An 18,070-nucleotide genomic window follows, 5' to 3' on the forward strand; every position below is an offset into this window, starting at 1 on the left:
ACAGCGGTCTTCGTAGCTCCTGTGGTCACCGTGACGTACGTGCCGCGCCGCACCCCGTCACCGGGGGAACGGTTGTCCGTACCGCGGACATCGGCTCTACTGCTGTGCAGCCCCCGAGCGGGGCGCGTACCGGGGAGGGGCTCGACGATGACAGCGGACCGGCGGACCAACGGGCGTGCGCGCACGCCCTCTTCGCACCGGCGCCGGCCGCGGCTGCGGGGGAGCAGGGCGTTACCGGCCCTGCTGCTCGCGGTGTTCCTGCTGCTCGGCGTGGGCGCCGCCACCGGCATCGCCGGGGACCCCTTCCCCTCCGGCGCCCCTGCCCCGGGGGCCGCACCCGCGGCCGGGGCGGGCCCGTCCGCCGTCCCCTCCGCCACCCGGCCGGGCGGGGACGAGGGCGCGGCGGCGGGCGGGGCCACGCCCCCCGCCACCCGCGGCCAGGTCGACACCGGAGGCCCGCGCCCCGCCGGCGCCCTCCCCTTCGACCTGCCCGGGCCGGCCACCCTGCGCTCCGGCGGGGCCGGCCGCAAGCTCGTGTTCGCCCACTACTTCACCCCGTACCCGCTCTCCCTGGACAACGCGAGCGCCGACACCGACTACTACACCCGCAACTACCTGGACCCCGGCGGTGAGAACGGCAGGCACCAGCGCTACGGGGGCCTGCTCCGCGACCGCCCCCTGCCCGTCCCGCCGAAGGCCGGGGACTGGGAGGGCGCCAACCTCCGGCAGGAGGTGCGCACCGCCCGGGACGCCGGCATCGACGGCTTCACCCTCGACCTGCTCTCCCTCTCCGGCAAGAACTGGGACCGCGCCCGGCAGCTGATGGAGGCGGCCCACGCGGTGGACCCCGCCTTCACGATCATGCTGATGCCCGACATGACCGCCCTGGACACCGACGACCCCGCGGTGCTCGCCGACGCCGTCGCCACCCTCGCCGCGTCCCCCGCCGCCCACCGGCTCGCCGACGGCCGCCTGGTCCTCTCCCCGTTCAAGGCCGAGCAGAAGGACCCCGCCTGGTGGGGCCGGGTCCTCGACACCCTCCGGACCCGGCACGGGATCCGGACCGCGCTCGTCCCGCTCTTCCTCGACTTCGACGCCCACGCCGCGGCCTTCGCGCCGATCAGCTACGGCTTCTCCGCATGGGGCAGCCGCAGCTACGCCGGCCAGGAGGGCGCCACCGCCGACGTCCGGCGGGCCCACGAGCTGGGCCGGATCTGGATGCAGCCGGTCTCCGTCCAGGACGCCCGCCCCAACCAGGGGATCTACGACGAGGCCGGCAACACCGCCACCCTGCGCTCCACCTGGACCCACGCCATCGAGGACGGCGCCGACTGGGTCCAGCTGACCACCTGGAACGACTACTCCGAGGGCAGCCAGTTCGCGCCCTCCCTGCACAACGGCTACGCCTACCTCGACCTCACCTCGTACTACCTGACCCGCTTCAAGACCGGCGCCTGGCCGCGCATCGTCCGCGACACCCTCTACCTCACCGCCCGCACCCAGTTCGCCGACACCGGCCCGACGGGCGCCCAGTCCCTGCTGATGTCCCTGCGCAAGGGCAGCGCCGCCGCCCGGGACACCGTGGAGGTGCTCAGCCTCCTCACCGGCCCCGGGACCGTCCGCACCACCGTCGGCCGCACCACCCGCGAGCACACGGCCCCGGCCGGACTCCACGCCGAACTGCTCCCGCTCGGCCCCGGCGTCAGCTCCGCCCGGCTGGTGCGCGACGGCCGGGCCGCGACGGAGGTGGAACTGCCCTACCCGGCGGACCGCACGGTGCCGGTGCAGGACCTCCAGTACTACGCGGCGACCAGCGGCCGGACGGGGTAGGAGCAAGAAGGGTGAAAACGGGCTCCGGACGGGGGTCGCCAGGCCAATCCCGCACAAGCGGCCCTTTCGCCGGGCCCCGGCACCGCCGCATGCTGCCGGAGCCGGCCCACGAGGCCGCGCGCGCCCGCCCGTCCCCGACCCGGAGGCATCCGTGACCCATCCGACCGCCCCCTCCGCCTTCCCCGGCGGCCCCGCCCTCTTCCGGCTGGACCCGGCCGTCGCGCACCTCAACCACGGCTCGTACGGGGCGGTCCCGCTGCCCGTCCAGGAGGCCCAGGAAGCCCTGCGCGCCGAGGCCCACGCCGACCCCGACGCCTTCTTCAACGGGGTCTCCGAACGGCTCACCGCCGCCCGGGGCCGGATCGCGGCGCGCCTGGGGGCCGACCCGGACGGCCTCTGCTTCATCTCCAACGCCACCGAGGGCGCCAACCTCGCCCTCGACGCGATCCCCCTCGCCGAAGGCGACGAGATCCTGGTCACCGACCACGGCTACGGCACCGTCGTCGACGCCGCCGCCCGCCGGGCCGAGGTCACCACCGTGGCCCTCGACCCCCGCCTCCCCGACGAGGACGCCGTCCGCGAAGCCGTCCTGGCCGGGGTCACCCCCCGTACCCGGGTGGCCGTGCTCGACCACGTCAGCTCGCCGACCGCCCGCCTCATCGCCGGCCCCCGGCTCCTCGCCGAGCTCGCCGCGCGCGGGATCACCACCGTCGTCGACGGCGCCCACACCCCCGGCATGCTGGCCGAGCCGATCGCCGCCGGCGCCGACTTCTGGTTCGGGAACCTGCACAAATGGGGGTACGCCCCCTCCGGCAGCGCCCTCCTCGCCGTGGCCCCCGCCCACCGCGCCCGCATCCGCTCCCTCAGCCCCTCCTGGGAGGACCACCGGGGCTTCCCGCTCTCCGTCGAGTACCGGGCCACCTTCGACTACACCGGCTGGCTCGCCGCCCCCGAGGGCCTCGACCTCATCGAGCGCCTCGGCGCCGACCGGGTCCGCGCCCACAACGCCGCCCTGGCCGGCTACGGCGCCGCACTGCTCGCCCGGATCCCCGGCCTCACCCCGCTGCCGCACACCCCCGGCCTGGCCCTGCGCTCCCTGCTGCTGCCGCCCGGCGTGGCCGAGACCCGGGAGGCGGCCACGGCACTGCGCGAGGAACTCGCCGCGAAGCTCCGTATCCGCGTCCTGGTCTGGCCCCGGCCGGGCGGCGGTGGGCTGCGGGTCTGCGGGCAGGTCTACAACCGGCCCGAGGAGTACGAACGCCTCGCCGCGGCCCTGCCCGCCTACCTGCGCTGACCGCCGCCGGCGCCGTCAGGCGCGCCGCAGGAGGTACGTGTCCATGATCCAGCCCTTGCGGGCCCGGGCCTCGGTCCGCAGCTCCTCGATGCGGCCGGACACCTCCGACAGCTTCCCCGAGACCAGGATCTCGTCCGGGGTGCCCACGTAGGCGCCCCAGTAGATGAACAGGTCCTGGTCCAGGTGGGCGGTGAAGGCGTGCCGGGCGTCCAGCATCACCACCACGTCGTCCACGTCCTGCGGCCAGCCCTCCGCCAGCCGCCGGCCCGTGGTGATCTGGACCGGGCGCCCGACCCGGTTCAGGTTGGTGCGGTGCCGGGCCAGCAGCGCCGACACGCTGCTGATGCCCGGCACCACCTCGTGCTCGAAGGACACCCGGCCGCGCTCCAGCACCTCGTCGAGGATCGCCAGCGTGGAGTCGTACAGCGAGGGGTCGCCCCACACCAGGAACGCGCCCGTCTCACCGTCCGCCAGGTCCTCGGCGACGAACCGCTCGAAGATCTCCGCCCGGGCGCTGCGCCAGCCGTCCACGGTCGGCGCGTACTCGGCCGGGGCGCGGTCGCGGTCCGGGTCGCGGCCCTCCACCAGACGGTGGCCGGGCCGGGCGTGCGCCTCCAGCATGGTGCGCCGCAGCCCCGTCAGGTCCGCCTTCTCCTCCCCCTTCTCCAGGATGAGGAATGCGTCCGCCGCGCCGATCGCCTTGACCGCCTGGAGGGTCAGGTGGTCCGGGTCGCCCGCGCCTATACCGATCACTGAGAACTTCTTCACCGGGCTATTGTGCCCACCATGCGTGTCGCCCTGTTCGTCACCTGCGTCAACGACGCCCTGTACCCCCGTACGGGCATCGCCGTCGTCCGCCTCCTGGAGCGGCTCGGGGTCGACGTGGACTTCCCGGCGGCCCAGAGCTGCTGCGGCCAGCCCCAGTACAACACCGGCTACCGCCGCGAGGCCGAACCGCTGCTGCGCCGCACCGCCGAGGCCTTCGCCGGCTACGACCACGTGGTCACCCCCTCCGGCTCCTGCGCCGCGATGGTCCGCGCGCACTACCCGCGCATCGCCCGCGAGGCCGGCCGTGAGGGCCGGGGGAGCGGACTGGAGCGGCTCGCGGAGGACCTCGTCCCACGGGTGTACGAGCTCACCGAGTTCCTGGTCGACGTGCTCGGCGTGACCGACGTGGGCGCCTACTTCCCCCACACCGTCACCTACCACCCCTCCTGCCACGGCCTGCGCACCCTCGGGCTGGGGGAGCGCCCCCGGCGGCTGCTGGCCGCCGTCAAGGGCCTGGACCTCGTCGAACTGCCCGGCGCCGAGGAGTGCTGCGGCTTCGGCGGCACCTTCGCCGTCAAGAACCCCGACGTCTCCGCCGCCATGGGCGCCGACAAGACCGCCGCCGCGCTGGCCACGGGCGCCGAGGTGCTGTGCGGGGCCGACAACTCCTGCCTCGCCCACCTCGACGGCACCCTCCGCCACGCCGGGGCCCCGCTGCGCACCCTGCACCTCGCCGAGATCCTGGCGTCGACCGAGGAGGACCCGCTGCCATGACCCGCACGGACCTGGGCATGCCCGCCTTCCCGCCGCCCCCCGCCTTCCCGCCCTTCCCCGAGGCGGCGGGGGAGGCCGTACGGGACGAGGTGCTGCGGGCCAACCTCCGCCGCGCCACCCACACCATCCGCGACAAACGGGCCCGCGCGGTCACCGAACTCGCCGACTGGGACCGGCTGCGCGCGGCCGGCAAGGCGATCAAGGACCACACCCTGCGCCACCTCGACCACTACCTCCTCCAGCTGGAGGCCGCCGTCACCGCGGCCGGCGGCACCGTGCACTGGGCGGCCGACGCCGACGAAGCCAACCGGATCGTCACCACCCTCGTCCAGGCCACCGGCGCGCGCGAGGTGGTCAAGGTCAAGTCGATGGCCACCCAGGAGATCGGCCTCAACGAGGCCCTGGAGGCCGCCGGGATCGCCGCCTACGAGACCGACCTCGCCGAGCTCATCGTCCAGCTCGGCCACGACCGGCCCTCGCACATCCTGGTCCCCGCCATCCATCGCAACCGCGACGAGATCCGCGACATCTTCCTCTCGGAGATGGGAAGGTGGGGCCGCCCGGCCCCCGAAGGCCTCGGCGACGACCCGCGCGAACTGGCCGAAGCCGCCCGCCTCCACCTCCGCGAGAAGTTCCTGCGCGCCGAAGTCGCCGTCTCCGGCGCCAACTTCATGGTCGCCGAGACCGGCACGATGGTCGTCCTCGAATCCGAGGGCAACGGCCGGATGTGCCTGACCCTCCCGGACACGCTCATCTCCGTCGTCGGCATCGAGAAGGTCGTCCCCACCTTCCGCGACCTGGAGGTCTTCCTCCAGACCCTGCCGCGCTCCTCCACGGCCGAGCGGATGAACCCGTACACCACCATGTGGACCGGACTGGGACCGTCGAAGGGGGCCGACGGCGACGGCCCGTCCGCCTTCCACCTCGTCCTCCTCGACAACGGCCGCACCGACACCCTCGCCGACGAGACCGGCCGCCAGGCCCTGCGCTGCATCCGCTGCTCCGCCTGCCTCAACGTCTGCCCCGTCTACGAACGCGCCGGCGGCCACGCCTACGGCTCCGTCTACCCCGGCCCCATCGGGGCCATCCTGAGCCCCCAACTACGCGGCACGGGCAGCGACATCGACGCCACCCTGCCCTACGCCTCCACCCTGTGCGGGGCCTGCTACGAGGTCTGCCCCGTCGCCATCGACATCCCCGAGGTCCTGGTCCACCTGCGCGAACGCGTCGCCCAGGGCGGCCCCGTCACCCGCGCCGGCATCCGCGTACGCCTGCGCCCCGCCGACGGACACACCGCCGAACGGGCCGCCATGCGCGCGGCCCGCCTCCTCCTGGACCACCCCGGCGCCCTGCGCACCACCGAACGCCTCCTGGCCCGCGCCCGCCGCCTGCGCCCCCGCCGCCTCCCCGGCCCGGGCCGCGCCTGGACGGACACCCGCGCCCTTCCCGACATCCCCGCGGAACCCTTCCGCGACTGGTGGCTCCGCGAACGGGGGAACCGGGCATGACCACGAGGGACCGCATCCTCGCCCGCATCCGACGGGCCAACGCCCACGCCCCGGACGCCCCGCCCGTCCCCCGGGACTACCTGCGCACCCACGGCACCCGCACCCCCGCCGAATCGGCCGACCTGCTCGCCGCCCACCTCACGGAGTACCGGGCGAAGGTCCACCGCACCGACGAAGCCGGCCTCCCGGCCCTCCTCTCCCGCCTCCTCTCCGCCTCCCGCACCGTCCTCGTCCCCCCGGCCGTGCCCGCGCACTGGCTCTCCCGGACCTCCGCCACCCCCGTCGCGGACCTGGCTCCCTCCACCCCCCACTCATTGGACGGAGTCTCCAGCGTGGTCACCGGCTGCGCCCTGGCCATCGCCGAGACCGGCACGATCGTCCTCGACGGCGGTCCCGACCAGGGCCGGCGCCGCATCACCCTGATCCCGGACCACCACGTCTGCGTGGTCCGCGTCCCCGCCCAGGTCGTCGACTCCGTCCCGCAGGCCCTCGAACGCCTCGACCCCGCCCGCCCGCTGACCTGGATCTCCGGCCCCTCCGCCACCAGCGACATCGAACTCGACCGGGTCGAGGGCGTACACGGCCCCCGCACCCTGGACGTGGTCCTCCTCGACGCCCCCGCACAATGAGGGCATGTCATCCCACATCGCCCTCACCACCCTCGTGGTCCGCGACTACGACGAGGCCATCGACTTCTACACCCGCGCCCTCGGCTTCGAACTCGCCGAGGACACCCCGCGACCCGACGGGTCCCGCTGGGTCGTCGTCCGCCCGCCCGGCGCCAAGGAGGCCGCCCTCCTCCTCGCCCGCGCCAAGGACGACGCCCAGCGCGCCCGCGTCGGCGACCAGACCGGCGGCCGGGTCGGCTTCTTCCTCCACACCGCCGACTTCGCCGCCGACCACGCCCGCATGACCGCCGAGGGCGTCCGCTTCCTGGAGGAGCCGCGCCACGAGCCGTACGGCTCCGTCGCCGTCTTCGAGGACCTCTACGGAAACCGCTGGGACCTGCTACAGCCCGCCTCCGCGTAGCCGCGGCGCCTCCCGCGCCGCGTCCACCACCGCCCCGGCCTCCACCCGGTGGGCCAGCTCCCCGGCCCACCGGACCAGCCCGGGCAGATCCGTCCCGTACGCCCGCTCCACCCCGCCCAGCGAAGCGGCCCCGCGCCGCAGCAACCGCGCCCCGCCGACGGCGTTCCCCCGCGCGGCGTGCGTCAGCCCCACGGCCAACTGCGCCAGCCCCCGCCACAGCGGGGCGTCCTCCTGCGGCCCGGACTTCCAGGCGTCCTCGAACACCTCGTGCGCGTGGAACGGCATCCCGGCGTCCAGCAACCGCTGCGCCTCCGCGACCGTCTCCCCGGGCGCCCGCACCACCCCCTCGGGCTGCCGCGCCACCCCGGCGGCCCCGTACTCCAGCGGCCGCCCCAGCCCATCCCGCGGCCGCGCACTCCGCGCCCGCCCCACCCCGTCCCGATCCCGCTCCCGACCATCCACCGCCCCATCCTCCCCCGCCCCGCTCACCCGTGCACACGCACCCCTCAACGTGGGGTAATGTTCTGCATGTGCCCGGCGCACGAGGGGGAAACCCCAGGTCGCAGGGGCAACGGGACGTGGCGCAGCTTGGTAGCGCACTTGACTGGGGGTCAAGGGGTCGCAGGTTCAAATCCTGTCGTCCCGACCATGCTTTATGCAGGTCGGAGGCCGTTCTCTCAACCATGAGAGGACGGCCGTTGGTGCGTCCGGGGCCATGGTGGTCGCAGTGTGGTCGCACGTCCAGCCTGGGGCCGGGAAGCTCCGGCGCTGAAGGCCGTCGGCGCGGGGGAGTGGAACCGGCCGAGGGCCACGCGGACATGCTGTAGGTGGTCGCGTGGTGGTCGCAGCCATGCCGGGCGGCGCGTTTCGCGGCCGGTGTTCTGGGCTCCGGTGAGGGTGCGGTCGATGGTGTCGACGGCTTCGCGGGCTGCCTGCCGGGTGAGGTGACTGTAGATGTTCGCGGTGGTCGACAGGGTGGAGTGCCGCAGCGTCTTGGAGACGACGGTGAGCGGCACGCCGGCGGAGATGGTGATCGTGGCCGCCAGGTGACGCAGGTCGTGGACGGTGATCCGCGGGACGCCGGCTTCTTCGGACAGCTGGTGGAGCCGGTCGAGGACCTGGTGCGGTCCGAGCGGTCGGCCGTTGGGTCGGCAGAAGACGAGACCGGCGAACGGGTCGTCAGGAACGCTTCGCGTAGGTCGTGTTGTGCGGGCGTGGTGCCGCAGGGCGGTGGCGACGCGAGGTGAGATGGCGACCCACCCGCGGCTTGACCGGGTCTTGGGCGCCGTGATGACGAGGTGGTTGTTGTCGATGGCGGAGAGCGTGCAGCGCACGTAGAGGACGCCCTCGCCCAGGTGGACGTCGTCCCAGTGGAGCCCGAGGGCTTCGCCCTTGCGCATGCCGGTCCCGATCAGGAACTCGAACAGGTCGGCGATCTCGGGGTCGGCCTGGTGGCAGTAGGTGAGGAAGCGTGCGGCCTCCTCCGCGGTCCAGATGCGTCGTTCCGGTGCCGGCGGGCGGCGTAGGACCGGGGGAGAGGCGGGGTTGTGGGGGAGGCGGTGTTGTCGGACGGCGTCGCCGAGGGCGCTGGAGAGGGTGGCCAGGCAGCGGTAGAGGGTGGTGCGGCCGCGTCCGGCGGCGAGCTGGCAGGTGACGAAGGCGGAGATGTGCCGGTGGGCGAGCTGGTCGAGCTTGAGGGTGCCGAAGGCCGGGACGAGGTCGTTGCGGACGTAGTCGCGGTAGCGGGCCATCGTGGTCGGTTTCAGCACCAGGGCCTTCGCCTGCAGCCAGGCGCCCAGGTAGGCGGCGACGGTCTGGCTGGGGTCGGCGTTGTATCCGCCAGCCTCGCCCTCAAGGAACCGGCCCAGGGCCTGCTCGGCGGCATCCTGGGTGGAGAATCCGCCCCGTCGCACGGTGGTGCGGTGGTAGTCGGGGGTGGGGACGTCGACGGCGAAGTTCCAGGTGCCGTGCTGGCTATCGGTGAGCAGGTGGGGGCAGTGGGTGCCGAGCTGGTGGTGCTGGGGGTCTCTGCAGCCGCAGCGGCGGTAGATCCGGCCGCGGCCGGTGCTGGTACGCATGGGGATCGCCTCCGGGAGGCGAGAGCGGGAGTGGATGCTTCCAGCGTGCGACCACAGGCGACCACCGCGCCTTCCAGAGGGTTCTGGCCAGCACGTTTCCCTTGTTTGGGCGCCAAGGGCGGGCAGCGCCTTGGCCTCCCTTGGTCACGCCTGATCGACGGCCTCGAACCTGGCTGGTCCCGTAGACGCCACGCACTCCATCCTGCCGGTTAGGCCAGTCGGACGACGCGGGCGACTTCGAGGAGACTGCTCAGATGCCGCTACTTGGCCCAGTGGCCAACGGACTGCTCAGTCACACCTTGCCACCGATGGCCGAGCGCGCGCCGTCGAAGCTTGACTGATCAGAAGCCGTAGGTGAGCGCATGAGAGCAGATGCGGAGCGTGCTCCCCTGATGCACTCTAAGAAGGTCAACTGGGTAAGGGCCTGACGGGGCAAGGAGGTCTCCATGTCGTCTCCATGGCCCACCAATGATGAGACGCGTAAGAAGAAGCGGCGCAAATGGCGCCGTCGATGTGTTTGGTGGATCCTGTTTGGCGTTGCAGGGGGCGCGGTTCCTGTCGCCGTGGAAGGCTTCTACAAAGAGGGCGGGTGGAGTGAGGCCATAACCTCCGGTTCGCCATTTTTGATCGCGGCTGTGCTCCTACTCGCAGCATTTGGGGAACTTTGTTACGCAGACCTGGATGATAATTGGAAGACGCGGGTAATGTTCCTTCAATTTGCATCCACGATTTCGTTCGTCACTTGCGTGGCCTTCTATTCGCGAGTTGCAGCGGCTACCGCAGTTCACCCTCCACCGCCCTGGGTGCCGGCGGATGTCAAGGGTACGGTGATATTTTTCGGCGGATTCGCTGCGCTCAGTTGGGTTGCTGTTGCTGTTGCAGCTGTCGAGATCCTTGCCGATCGAGATCAAGCGAGGGCGGGGTAGTGGCCTGGTACCTGTGGGTGGCCGCCGGCCTCCTCTACGCTGTGACGGCCATGGCAGGCGTGTCGGCAGTACGCGCGTTCAGGGCTGAAGAAGTGCGCCTGAGCCAACGGGAGGACACACATCAACTTCTGGTGGCGGGGGTCGAACTGGCGGAAGTTTTTTCGAGCCTACTAACACAGCCCTTTGGTGAAGCGGCTCTGGCGCGCAGTTTGGAGCACAAGACCACACCAGATGATGCGACGATCGAAACTGCCAGAGTTGCGTTTTCGCGGTACAGCCCCGAGTACTCTTCCGTTAAACTTTCCGAAGGGTGGCAGATCGCCGCCAGGAGCCGGCGTGGCGGCCATCTCGCACTCCTTGGCGAGGTTTATGGAACGGCAGCGGAAGCGCGGACTGCGGCACGGCTCATGGAATCGCTATTCACTCGCTCGGATAAATCCATAGGTCCGAGCGCATGACCTCCATTGTCGTGGGGGGTGACTCCGACCCAATCTCGTCCGCCAGCCCAAAGCAACCGACAGGCCGTCAGATTTGTTGGAGGAGCATCGGCCATCACGGAAGCGCGGTCACAGCCGTTTCCAAGAATCCCCATAAGCAGTGTGCGCGAAGCTGATATCGCTGGTGCCCCTGCAGCCACAGCCGCGGTAGATGCGGCCTGTCGGCGCTGGTACGCATGGGGATCGCTTGCGGGAGGCGAGGGAGCGGGTCCCGCCAGCTTGCGGCTACAGGCTCCGTCACGCCTCTCACGAGCCGTGACCAGTTGTTTCCCTTGAATACCGCACGACTCTGACTTCGGAGACCTCTAGCAGATTCTTCGAGTGCTGCTGGTACACGTGCCACGCTGCTCCTGACCAGGCTACGAAGATTTCTGCCTTCGGTGGCGCGGTGCTGGCCCATAACTGCCCGGATCTTACTCTTGGGGGAGTGGCCGCACAGTTGTTCCGTGGCGGTGGCCCGAATGGATGGTCGTATGTGGAGGGCCTCAGAGCTTGGGTTGCGCCGACGGCCCGCTGGCGAGCGGCGGCAGGTCGTTGCCAGTCCAGCGCTGGCGGTTGTGGTGGCGAACGTACCGGAAGTCGATGAAGTACCACCGGTACTCGGCGGTTCACCAAAGCCAACCCGGCTGCTGTGTGCGGCACCACGCTCCAGGGGCCTTGGCCTGGATCGGCTTCGCCGTGATCGGCCTAGGTTGCCTGCCACCGTCGCCATGTCGGACAGTTGTCGCTGAGTGGGGGCACTCGTACGCTTATCTCCTGCCATGAGGCTGGTGAGCACTGGGAGGGGCAATGGGGGACAGGCGTACAGAGGTAGAACTGCGGTTTGACGGTGGGTCTGGCCTCGCCGAATCGGATCAGGCGATGGAGTTCCTGCTGGAGGAGCTGGCTTTGCTGGAGGTCCTGGACGTAGCGCATCGTCCGCTCGGCGCCGCGCCAAGTGGCGCCCGGGCGGGCGATCTTACGGCCTACACATCGCTCATCCTTGGCGTGGCCGGAGCACCTTCGCTGCGGGCGTTGATCGCCCTTGCCCAGGACTGGCTTGCCCGCCGCAACTCCGGGACGATTGAGATCACTGTCGGTGATGACACCCTGCGGATGACCTCGGTCTCCCGTGCGGATCAGCGGCTCGCCGTTGAGGGATTCCTCGCTCAAGCGGTGCGGGCGGGAGAGGGCGAGCCGGCCAGCGATCCTGCGGATGCGTAAGCGCGCGCTGATCATCGTCAACCAGCATTATCAGGACCCGGGGCTGAGTGAACTGCCCGGTGCCGCCGCCGACGCGGAACAGCTCAAAGGAGTCCTTGCCGATCCGGCGATCGGCGGCTTCACCGTGGACGTAGTGGCAGAGGGCACCGCGCATGCCTGCCGTAGAGCCATCCAAGGGTTCTTTGCGGATGCTGAGCAGCAGGACATTCTGCTGCTGCACTTGTCCTGCCATGGCCGCAAAGACTCCCGTAACCGGTTGCATTTCGCTGCCGCAGACACCGAGATCGCCCTTCTGGAGGCGACCTCGGTCAGCGCAGAGTTTCTTGCCGACCAGATGGACCAGAGCCGAAGCTCTCGCACGGTCACGCTGCTGGACTGCTGCTACAGCGGGGCTTTCTCCAAGGGGCTACGCACCCGCGGAGGGGACGACCGCGTGGATGTCGCGGAACCGTTCTCCGGCCGTGCCCAGGTGGTGATCACTTCGTCGACATCCCTGCAGTTCAGCTATGAGAACGAGGCTCGTAGCCGTGAGACAGCGGAGCCATCGGTGTTCACTTCCGCTGTCGTGGAGGGCCTGCGCGACGGCTCTGCCGACCGCGACCAGGACGGTTACGTCAGCTCCGACGACCTGTACGCCTTCGTGTACGACCGGGTGAGTTCGGTACTGCCCCAGCAGACGCCAACCCGCAGCGTTAACGCCGCCGAAGGGAAGCTCTACCTGGCGCGCAATCCGTACGGGCTGGCCGCGGGTACAGCAATGGACGACGAACTGCTCATCGCGGTCCGATCGAGCGAGGCATGGCCTCGGATCGGGGCGCTGCACGAGCTGGAGCGACTCCTCGCCAACCCCCGTGCTGATGTGAGGAGATCGGCCCGGGAGGCTCTACTGCACCTAGTCCATGCCGACCACACGGGCGTAGCCCAGCGAGCGGCCAGACTGTGGCGGTCACGAGGACTTGGTGAGATCCCGAACCGCCGATCGCGCATCGCGCGGACGATTGCGCCGGGCTCCAGGACGGTCGCCATCGACTTTGGCACGACCAACTCGTCGGTGGCGGTGTGCATTGACGGCGAGGTTGAGGTCATCCCCAACCGCTGGGGATTGCCGACCACGCCCAGCCTGGTCGCCGTAGACGCGGACGGGAACCGCTTCTTCGGCGCCAACGCCGCGCGAATGGCGGAGAGTAACCTGGCTACGGTCATCCGCGACGTCAAACTCGCGCTCGGCTCAGACTGGAGTTTTGAGCATCAGGGAACCGTTTACACCGCCGAAGAAGTGGCCTCATGGATCTTGGAGGAGCTCCGGAAGGACGCAGAGGCTGAGTTCGGGCAGCAAGTCACCCAGGCGGTCATGACCGTCCCGGCGACTTTCACCACCCAGCAGCGAGCGGCGCTCGCCGAGGCCGCCCGTCTGGCCGGCATCACTGTCATCAGGGTGATCAACGAACCCACCGCAGCCGCCATGTCCTTCTCGCTGGAGGACGAACGGGAAGAGATGGTCGTGGTGTTCGACCTCGGCGGGGGCACCCTCGACGTAACGCTGGTGGAAATCTCGGACAGCATCTGCGACGTCAAGGCCACGGATGGCGATCGCTCGCTGGGCGGAGCGAACTGGGACCGGCGGATTGCCGAGCACCTCGCGACCGAGTTCACCGCGCTGTACGACGTCGAACTCCATGATCCGGCAATTCACCACCGCTTGCTCGCGGCGGCGGAACGGGCAAAGATCGAACTGTCCCACTCCCTGATGACACGGATCGTCCTCCCCCATCTAGTCACTACGCCGGTCGGGCCGTTGCACCTCGACACGACCCTGACCCGCGCCCGCCTCGACGAGCTAACGGCAGACTTGCTCGGCCGCTGTCGCGCGACATTCGACAACCTGTTTAGGGCGACCGAGCTCTCGGACCATCCTATTCGGGTTCAGGACGTGGACCGAGTGGTTCTGGTAGGTGGTGCCAGCCGCATTCCGGCCGTGGCAGACCTGGTCCGTGACCTCAGCGGAGACCGTGAACCCGACCGAAGCGTCATCATTGAGGGCGTCGTCGTCGGCGCTGCCTTGCAAAGTGGCGTTCTTACGGGCGAGCATCGGACCTCTTTGCTCCTCGATGTGACCTCGCACTCGCTGGGCATACAAACCCGCGACGGGCGGATGGTCCGCGTACTCGACCGGAACACCACGATTCCGGCCAAGCGATCGGAGTTGTTCACCAACGCTGTCGATGGCCAAGAGACCATCGAAGTCACCGTACTGGAGGGCGAGCACGAGCAGGCAGCCCGCAACGTGGTGCTCGGCTCGATCAGGTTGTCGACGTCACATGCCCTTGCAAAAGGGCTCATGCGGATCGAAGTCAGCCTCGACGTCGATGCCAACGGCATAGTGTTGGCCACCGCCGTCGACCTGAGCACGGGCACGAGCGCGCGCATGGTTGTTGACCGCCACGCCACCGATGCTGTGCGTCATCAGCCACCTTGCCCCGAATACCTTCCAACTCTCCCGCCCCTGGAGGTGTTGCCCGGAAGTCTGCCGACCACACAGGCAGAGCCATAGCAAGTAACGACAGTCAAGTATCAGAGTCATGGCGGTGACGGTCCCCCGTCCTGGTTTCTGATCGTTCGTCGGATGATCGTGCGCACGCATCAGCATGTGGCCGGAGCCTGCAATCGTCCGCCACCGGCACCGACCGCTTCATGGGGGGTGAAGTCGGGGAACACCAGGAGGAGAGGCCGAGGCAGGGCCTCGGCTGGCTGGTGGAGGTGGTGCGCGAGGTGAGGGCCTGGGCCGCTTGTGGGGGTTCACCAGCAAGCTTCACCTGAGCCGGACGACCGCTGTCCTTCTTCGCCCAGCCGGGAACTTCGGCGGGCTGCGCCCTCCTCCCCCTCCTGGGCCCGCCACAGTTGTCCGGCCAGGTCGGTCGACGACAGCAGGGTCGGAGTCGAGGGATACCGCGGGGTCGAGACGATCACGGATCAGGGACGGGTCGGCGTGTTCCTCAAGGCGTTCGGGCTCCTCCAGCCCTCCGCTGTCTACGCACAGGCTGCCCGAGACCTGATCACGTCAGCGTTGGCGGTGAGCTGACGACCCGGAAGGCCGCGCCTGCGGCGGTCTACCGCCAGGGTGCATCGGCGCGTTGCGCCTCTCGTTGTGCGGAGATGGCGTCTGCACGTGCCATGGACAGGAGGTGGGGGAGCCGCCCGGCTGCGTTGGTGTTCCACCAGCAGTGGGCCTTGGGCGAGAACGCGGTCTTGGGGACGTTGTTCAGGGCCTCTTGGTAGACGGCCGGCGAGTCACGCCACTCGGTGTCGCCGACCACCCGCAAAGAGCGGCGCGAGAGACCGTCGAGGAGGGTGAAGAGGCGGGGGAGGGCGGTCAGGCGGTGTCGGCTGTGGCCGACTTGGCGGACACCGCCTGGATATTGGGTCCAGAGGAGGTATTGCGCAGGCCAGGGCAGATCGATCGCCTCGCGCCCGTCGTAGACCACGACCACCGGCTCGGCCATGGAAGCAGCGATGCCGGCCACCATTCCTCGACCCGTGTCGTGAAGTTGATCGACCAGCCTGGCCACCCACGGCTCATCCCGTAGATCGCGCTTGATCGCACGCTCCAAGGCGTCGTGGGCGCGCGCCCATCGTGCCGCGACAGGAGAGGAGTGGTTGCGCTGCTTGGCAGGGGCGAGATGCATCAGGGCCTTGAGCCACCTCTCGCACCACCGGTCGAATCCGTACTGGTAGTCATAGCGTGCCGTGCCCGATGAGGCGTCCTTCAGCTCCTGTGCGTCGAGGGCTTCCTCGCAGATCTCTTCCCAGGTTTCCTGCCAGGGCAGCCGGAACTTCCCAGGCCGGCGGCGTCGGAAGTCGGAGTCGAGGAGCGCGGCCGTCCCGATCAGGAGCAGCTCTTCCTCGGCCTTCCCGCCGCGGTACGCGTCGGCATGGCGTTGCGCCAGCCGATCCCGGGCGACGCCGAGTGCCGCGAGCGGCTTGCGCAGCAGACGGTGGGCGTCCTTCGGGTCGCCTGCCCCCGGTCCGTGCCGCCCGAACGCGAGCACGTCGCAGTACGCCTCCAGGTCGTGCCCAGAGTCGAGCCGATCAGCCAGCGTGCCGAGTTCTTCCATGCGGGAGATCAGACGACGGGCCTGCGTGTAGTAGTCGGGAAACGGGTTGGGGCAGCGCCGACAGCCCCCCGGCTCGGGAACGTCGGCCATGCTGCCGCGATCCGGTACGCGAAGGCTGACGTCGGCCCGCTGCGGAGGCACTCGGAAGGCTCCACACTCCGCCGACAGGTGGAGCACCGAGCCGCTCGCTCCCTGCCACAGCGGTACGTCCATGCCCGCCAAAGGGCCGAGGGGCACGTCACGTGCCGTGGGAAGGGGTACCTCGTCATGTGCTGCAACGCTCGCGGACACGCTCGTGACCTCCTGCCTCGGGATGCCGAATGAGTGCCGCACCAGCCTGTCGTACGCCCGAGGGCTACGGCGTGGCTTTCGCCGATCGAGTGACGGAAAGGCTGCACACCGATGACGGGGCCCGGCTCGCGCTGCCTGTCGCATCACGGTTTCAGGTCGCTCGCGGGGATGAGGAGCGTCACAATTGAGGCAAGTGGGAGTCCAGCTCAGCTTGGGGGGGCCGGGCCGGGCCGGGCCGAAAGCCGAGGGCGTGCGGGGCGCACCCAATCCGTCCGAACCTCCCGAGTGGCGCCTCGGGGTGACGACTGGTTGGGGACCAGTTGGGGACCAGCGCCGGTGCCCGCAGGTGCACGGCAGGTGCATCCATGCACGTTCCCCGCCCTCAAATAGCGCCACATGTCCTGATTGCCACCCTGGCGCAGCCATCTGGGGGTCAAGGGGTCGCAGGTTCAAATCCTGTCGTCCCGACCACGCGGAAACGCAGGTCGGAGGCCGTTCTCTCAACTAAGAGAGAGCGGCCTTTGGTGTGTCCGGGGCCGTCGTGGCGGCGGCCCGTCGGATCGGCAGAACACGAGCCCGGCGAACGGTGGGCCGCCCTCGTTCACAGGGCAGGGCCGGACGGCGGAGGGGTGGACGCCGTCCGGCGGATGGCGACGACGGCCGCGTCGTCGTCGAGGTGTGCGTGGGCGTGGGCTACGAGATCGGCCTGGAGGCGGCGCAGAAGTTCTTCGGGTTCGTCCGTGCTCCACTGCGGCGCCCGCTCGGTGAAGGGGTAGAAGACCCCGTCGGCGTCGCGCGCCTCGATCACGCCGTCGGTGTAGAGGAGCAGCAGGTCGCCGGGCTCGAACGGGAAGGTCTGGACGGTGTATTCGGCGATGCCGAAGGTTCCGCCGAGTCCGATCGGCAGGTGGCTGGCCTCGGGGACGAGGGGGACGAGCCGGTTTCCGCGGAGGATGAGGGGCGGTGGGTGGCCGCAGCTGATGAGGTGGACGACCGGTTCGTGGTCGGGGATGTCGAGGAGTACGGCGGTGGCGAAGTCTTCGACGGTGTCCTGCTCCGTCGGTGGCCGCCACTGCCGGGTGTCCCAGCGGAACGCGGCGTCCAGGTGGACGGCGAGGCGGGGGAGGGTGGCTTGCCGGTGGGCCGCTGCGCGGAAGGCGCCGAGGAGCAGGGCGGTGTTGCTGATGGCGCCCAGTCCGCTGCCGCGGACGTCACCGATGAGGAGGCGCGTGCTGTGGTGGGCGGTGCGTGCGGCGGCGTAGAGGTCTCCGCCCAGTTCGGCTTCCTCCTCGGCGGGGAGGTAGAGGCCGGCGATCCGCAGCGGGCCGGAGCGTGCGGGCAGTGGCTGCAGCAGTACTCTCTGGGCGGCTTCGGCGACCGACCGCGCCTGGTGTAGTTGCTGCTCGTGTCGGTCCCGTAGCGCGCTGACGGTGACGCAGACGGCCGAGACGACGACCAGGGCGGCGATCTGGGCCTGGATGTTGGCGGTGCCGAAGACCCCCCTGAGGACGCCGATCAGTACCTGGGCCGTCACCGCGAGGGCTCCCATGGCCGCCGTCGTGCGGGGGCCGGCGAACGCCACCGTGATCGCGGGCGCTGCCACCAGCAGCGGTCCGAGGTGGACGTGCGGCGGAGCCAGTACGTCGACGACGCAGACGGTGACGATCAGCGCGAGCGGGATCACCAGCAGCGCGGGCGCGTGCCCCGGCTGCCAGGAACGCCGGGCGTCCAGCCATGGGCGAAGGGCCATGTCCCCAGCC

Annotated in this window: 14 protein-coding genes and 1 tRNA gene; 10 read left to right on the plus strand and 5 right to left on the minus strand. The window is 70.3% G+C overall.

Annotation, left to right across the window (positions count from 1 at the left end):
- Window positions 1-147 precede the first annotated feature (147 nt).
- Together ACFVXK_RS02355 and ACFVXK_RS02360 are read left to right on the plus strand one after the other, a co-directional pair.
- Window positions 148-1,830, plus strand: coding sequence for a glycoside hydrolase family 71 protein (locus tag ACFVXK_RS02355; protein WP_389609578.1), 1,683 nt, complete (start codon window positions 148-150; stop codon window positions 1,828-1,830).
- A gap of 151 nt (window positions 1,831-1,981) precedes the next feature.
- A complete protein-coding gene (locus ACFVXK_RS02360; protein WP_389609580.1) occupies window positions 1,982-3,124 on the plus strand; it encodes an aminotransferase class V-fold PLP-dependent enzyme in 1,143 nt (380 codons plus the stop codon).
- Window positions 3,125-3,139: 15 nt separating this feature from the next.
- On the opposite strand, the gene cobF is transcribed toward ACFVXK_RS02360, so the two are convergent.
- Window positions 3,140-3,892 carry a precorrin-6A synthase (deacetylating) gene (gene cobF, locus ACFVXK_RS02365; protein WP_389609582.1) on the minus strand — a complete coding sequence of 251 codons (753 nt, stop codon included), beginning with the start codon at window positions 3,890-3,892 and terminating at the stop codon, window positions 3,140-3,142.
- Between the two features lie 18 nt (window positions 3,893-3,910).
- Here cobF and ACFVXK_RS02370 point away from each other — a divergent pair, with 18 nt between their 5' ends.
- From ACFVXK_RS02370 to ACFVXK_RS02385, 4 genes are read left to right on the plus strand one after another with little or no spacing between them, the layout of a single operon-like run.
- Complete coding sequence (locus tag ACFVXK_RS02370) at window positions 3,911-4,666, plus strand: (Fe-S)-binding protein (RefSeq protein ID WP_389609584.1); 756 nt, start codon at window positions 3,911-3,913, stop codon at window positions 4,664-4,666.
- Window positions 4,663-6,174: a lactate utilization protein B gene (locus tag ACFVXK_RS02375; RefSeq protein WP_389609586.1), complete on the plus strand. Its 1,512-nt coding sequence runs from the start codon at window positions 4,663-4,665 to the stop codon at window positions 6,172-6,174. The genes ACFVXK_RS02370 and ACFVXK_RS02375 overlap by 4 nt, the downstream gene beginning before the upstream one ends.
- On the plus strand, window positions 6,171-6,803 hold the full coding sequence (locus tag ACFVXK_RS02380) for a lactate utilization protein C (RefSeq protein WP_389609588.1): 633 nt from the start codon (window positions 6,171-6,173) through the stop codon (window positions 6,801-6,803). Before ACFVXK_RS02375 ends, ACFVXK_RS02380 begins: the two co-directional genes overlap by 4 nt.
- A 4-nt stretch (window positions 6,804-6,807) precedes the next feature.
- Complete coding sequence (locus tag ACFVXK_RS02385; protein ID WP_389609590.1) at window positions 6,808-7,203, plus strand: VOC family protein; 396 nt, start codon at window positions 6,808-6,810, stop codon at window positions 7,201-7,203.
- Here the strand turns inward: ACFVXK_RS02385 and ACFVXK_RS02390 are convergent.
- On the minus strand, window positions 7,183-7,665 hold the full coding sequence (locus tag ACFVXK_RS02390; RefSeq protein WP_389609592.1) for a DUF309 domain-containing protein: 483 nt from the start codon (window positions 7,663-7,665) through the stop codon (window positions 7,183-7,185). The two genes, ACFVXK_RS02385 and ACFVXK_RS02390, sit on opposite strands and share 21 nt — an antisense overlap.
- Window positions 7,666-7,775: 110 nt before the next feature.
- On the opposite strand from ACFVXK_RS02390, the gene ACFVXK_RS02395 reads away from it, so the two are divergent.
- A tRNA-Pro gene (locus ACFVXK_RS02395) sits at window positions 7,776-7,852 on the plus strand.
- 28 nt (window positions 7,853-7,880) lie between these two features.
- Here ACFVXK_RS02395 and ACFVXK_RS02400 read toward each other — a convergent pair.
- A complete protein-coding gene (locus ACFVXK_RS02400; protein WP_389609594.1) occupies window positions 7,881-9,281 on the minus strand; it encodes a tyrosine-type recombinase/integrase in 1,401 nt (466 codons plus the stop codon).
- Between the two features lie 925 nt (window positions 9,282-10,206).
- Here ACFVXK_RS02400 and ACFVXK_RS02405 point away from each other — a divergent pair.
- The 3 genes from ACFVXK_RS02405 to ACFVXK_RS02415 all read left to right on the plus strand — a co-directional run bounded on the left by ACFVXK_RS02405 (window position 10,207) and on the right by ACFVXK_RS02415 (window position 14,458).
- Entirely contained in the window at window positions 10,207-10,665 is a 459-nt protein-coding gene (locus tag ACFVXK_RS02405) for a hypothetical protein (protein ID WP_389609596.1), read from the plus strand.
- A gap of 900 nt (window positions 10,666-11,565) precedes the next feature.
- A complete protein-coding gene (locus ACFVXK_RS02410; RefSeq protein WP_389609598.1) occupies window positions 11,566-11,907 on the plus strand; it encodes a hypothetical protein in 342 nt (113 codons plus the stop codon).
- A complete protein-coding gene (locus ACFVXK_RS02415) occupies window positions 11,900-14,458 on the plus strand; it encodes an Hsp70 family protein (protein ID WP_389609599.1) in 2,559 nt (852 codons plus the stop codon). The genes ACFVXK_RS02410 and ACFVXK_RS02415 overlap by 8 nt, the downstream gene beginning before the upstream one ends.
- A 556-nt stretch (window positions 14,459-15,014) precedes the next feature.
- Here the strand turns inward: ACFVXK_RS02415 and ACFVXK_RS02420 are convergent.
- Entirely contained in the window at window positions 15,015-16,109 is a 1,095-nt protein-coding gene (locus ACFVXK_RS02420; protein ID WP_389609600.1) for a hypothetical protein, read from the minus strand.
- Window positions 16,110-16,911: 802 nt separating this feature from the next.
- Window positions 16,912-18,060, minus strand: a complete 1,149-nt coding sequence (locus ACFVXK_RS02425) for a PP2C family protein-serine/threonine phosphatase (RefSeq protein WP_389609602.1) — start codon at window positions 18,058-18,060, stop codon at window positions 16,912-16,914.
- Window positions 18,061-18,070 lie beyond the last annotated feature (10 nt).

Origin of the sequence: Streptomyces sp. NPDC058157 (assembly GCF_042884105.1) — a bacterium.
In the GTDB taxonomy this organism is placed as follows: Bacteria; Actinomycetota; Actinomycetes; order Streptomycetales; family Streptomycetaceae; genus Streptomyces.

Coding starts and splice junctions, on each gene's coding strand:
- ACFVXK_RS02355 (WP_389609578.1), top strand. CDS start 148: ATGACAGCGGACCGGCGGACCAACGGGCGTGCGCGCACGCCCTCTTCG.
- ACFVXK_RS02370 (WP_389609584.1), top strand. CDS start 3,911: ATGCGTGTCGCCCTGTTCGTCACCTGCGTCAACGACGCCCTGTACCCC.
- ACFVXK_RS02375 (WP_389609586.1), top strand. CDS start 4,663: ATGACCCGCACGGACCTGGGCATGCCCGCCTTCCCGCCGCCCCCCGCC.
- ACFVXK_RS02380 (WP_389609588.1), top strand. CDS start 6,171: ATGACCACGAGGGACCGCATCCTCGCCCGCATCCGACGGGCCAACGCC.
- ACFVXK_RS02385 (WP_389609590.1), top strand. CDS start 6,808: ATGTCATCCCACATCGCCCTCACCACCCTCGTGGTCCGCGACTACGAC.
- ACFVXK_RS02400 (WP_389609594.1), bottom strand. CDS start 9,281: ATGCGTACCAGCACCGGCCGCGGCCGGATCTACCGCCGCTGCGGCTGC.
- ACFVXK_RS02410 (WP_389609598.1), top strand. CDS start 11,566: ATGGAGTTCCTGCTGGAGGAGCTGGCTTTGCTGGAGGTCCTGGACGTA.
- ACFVXK_RS02415 (WP_389609599.1), top strand. CDS start 11,900: ATGCGTAAGCGCGCGCTGATCATCGTCAACCAGCATTATCAGGACCCG.
- ACFVXK_RS02420 (WP_389609600.1), bottom strand. CDS start 16,109: ATGGCCGACGTTCCCGAGCCGGGGGGCTGTCGGCGCTGCCCCAACCCG.
- ACFVXK_RS02425 (WP_389609602.1), bottom strand. CDS start 18,060: ATGGCCCTTCGCCCATGGCTGGACGCCCGGCGTTCCTGGCAGCCGGGG.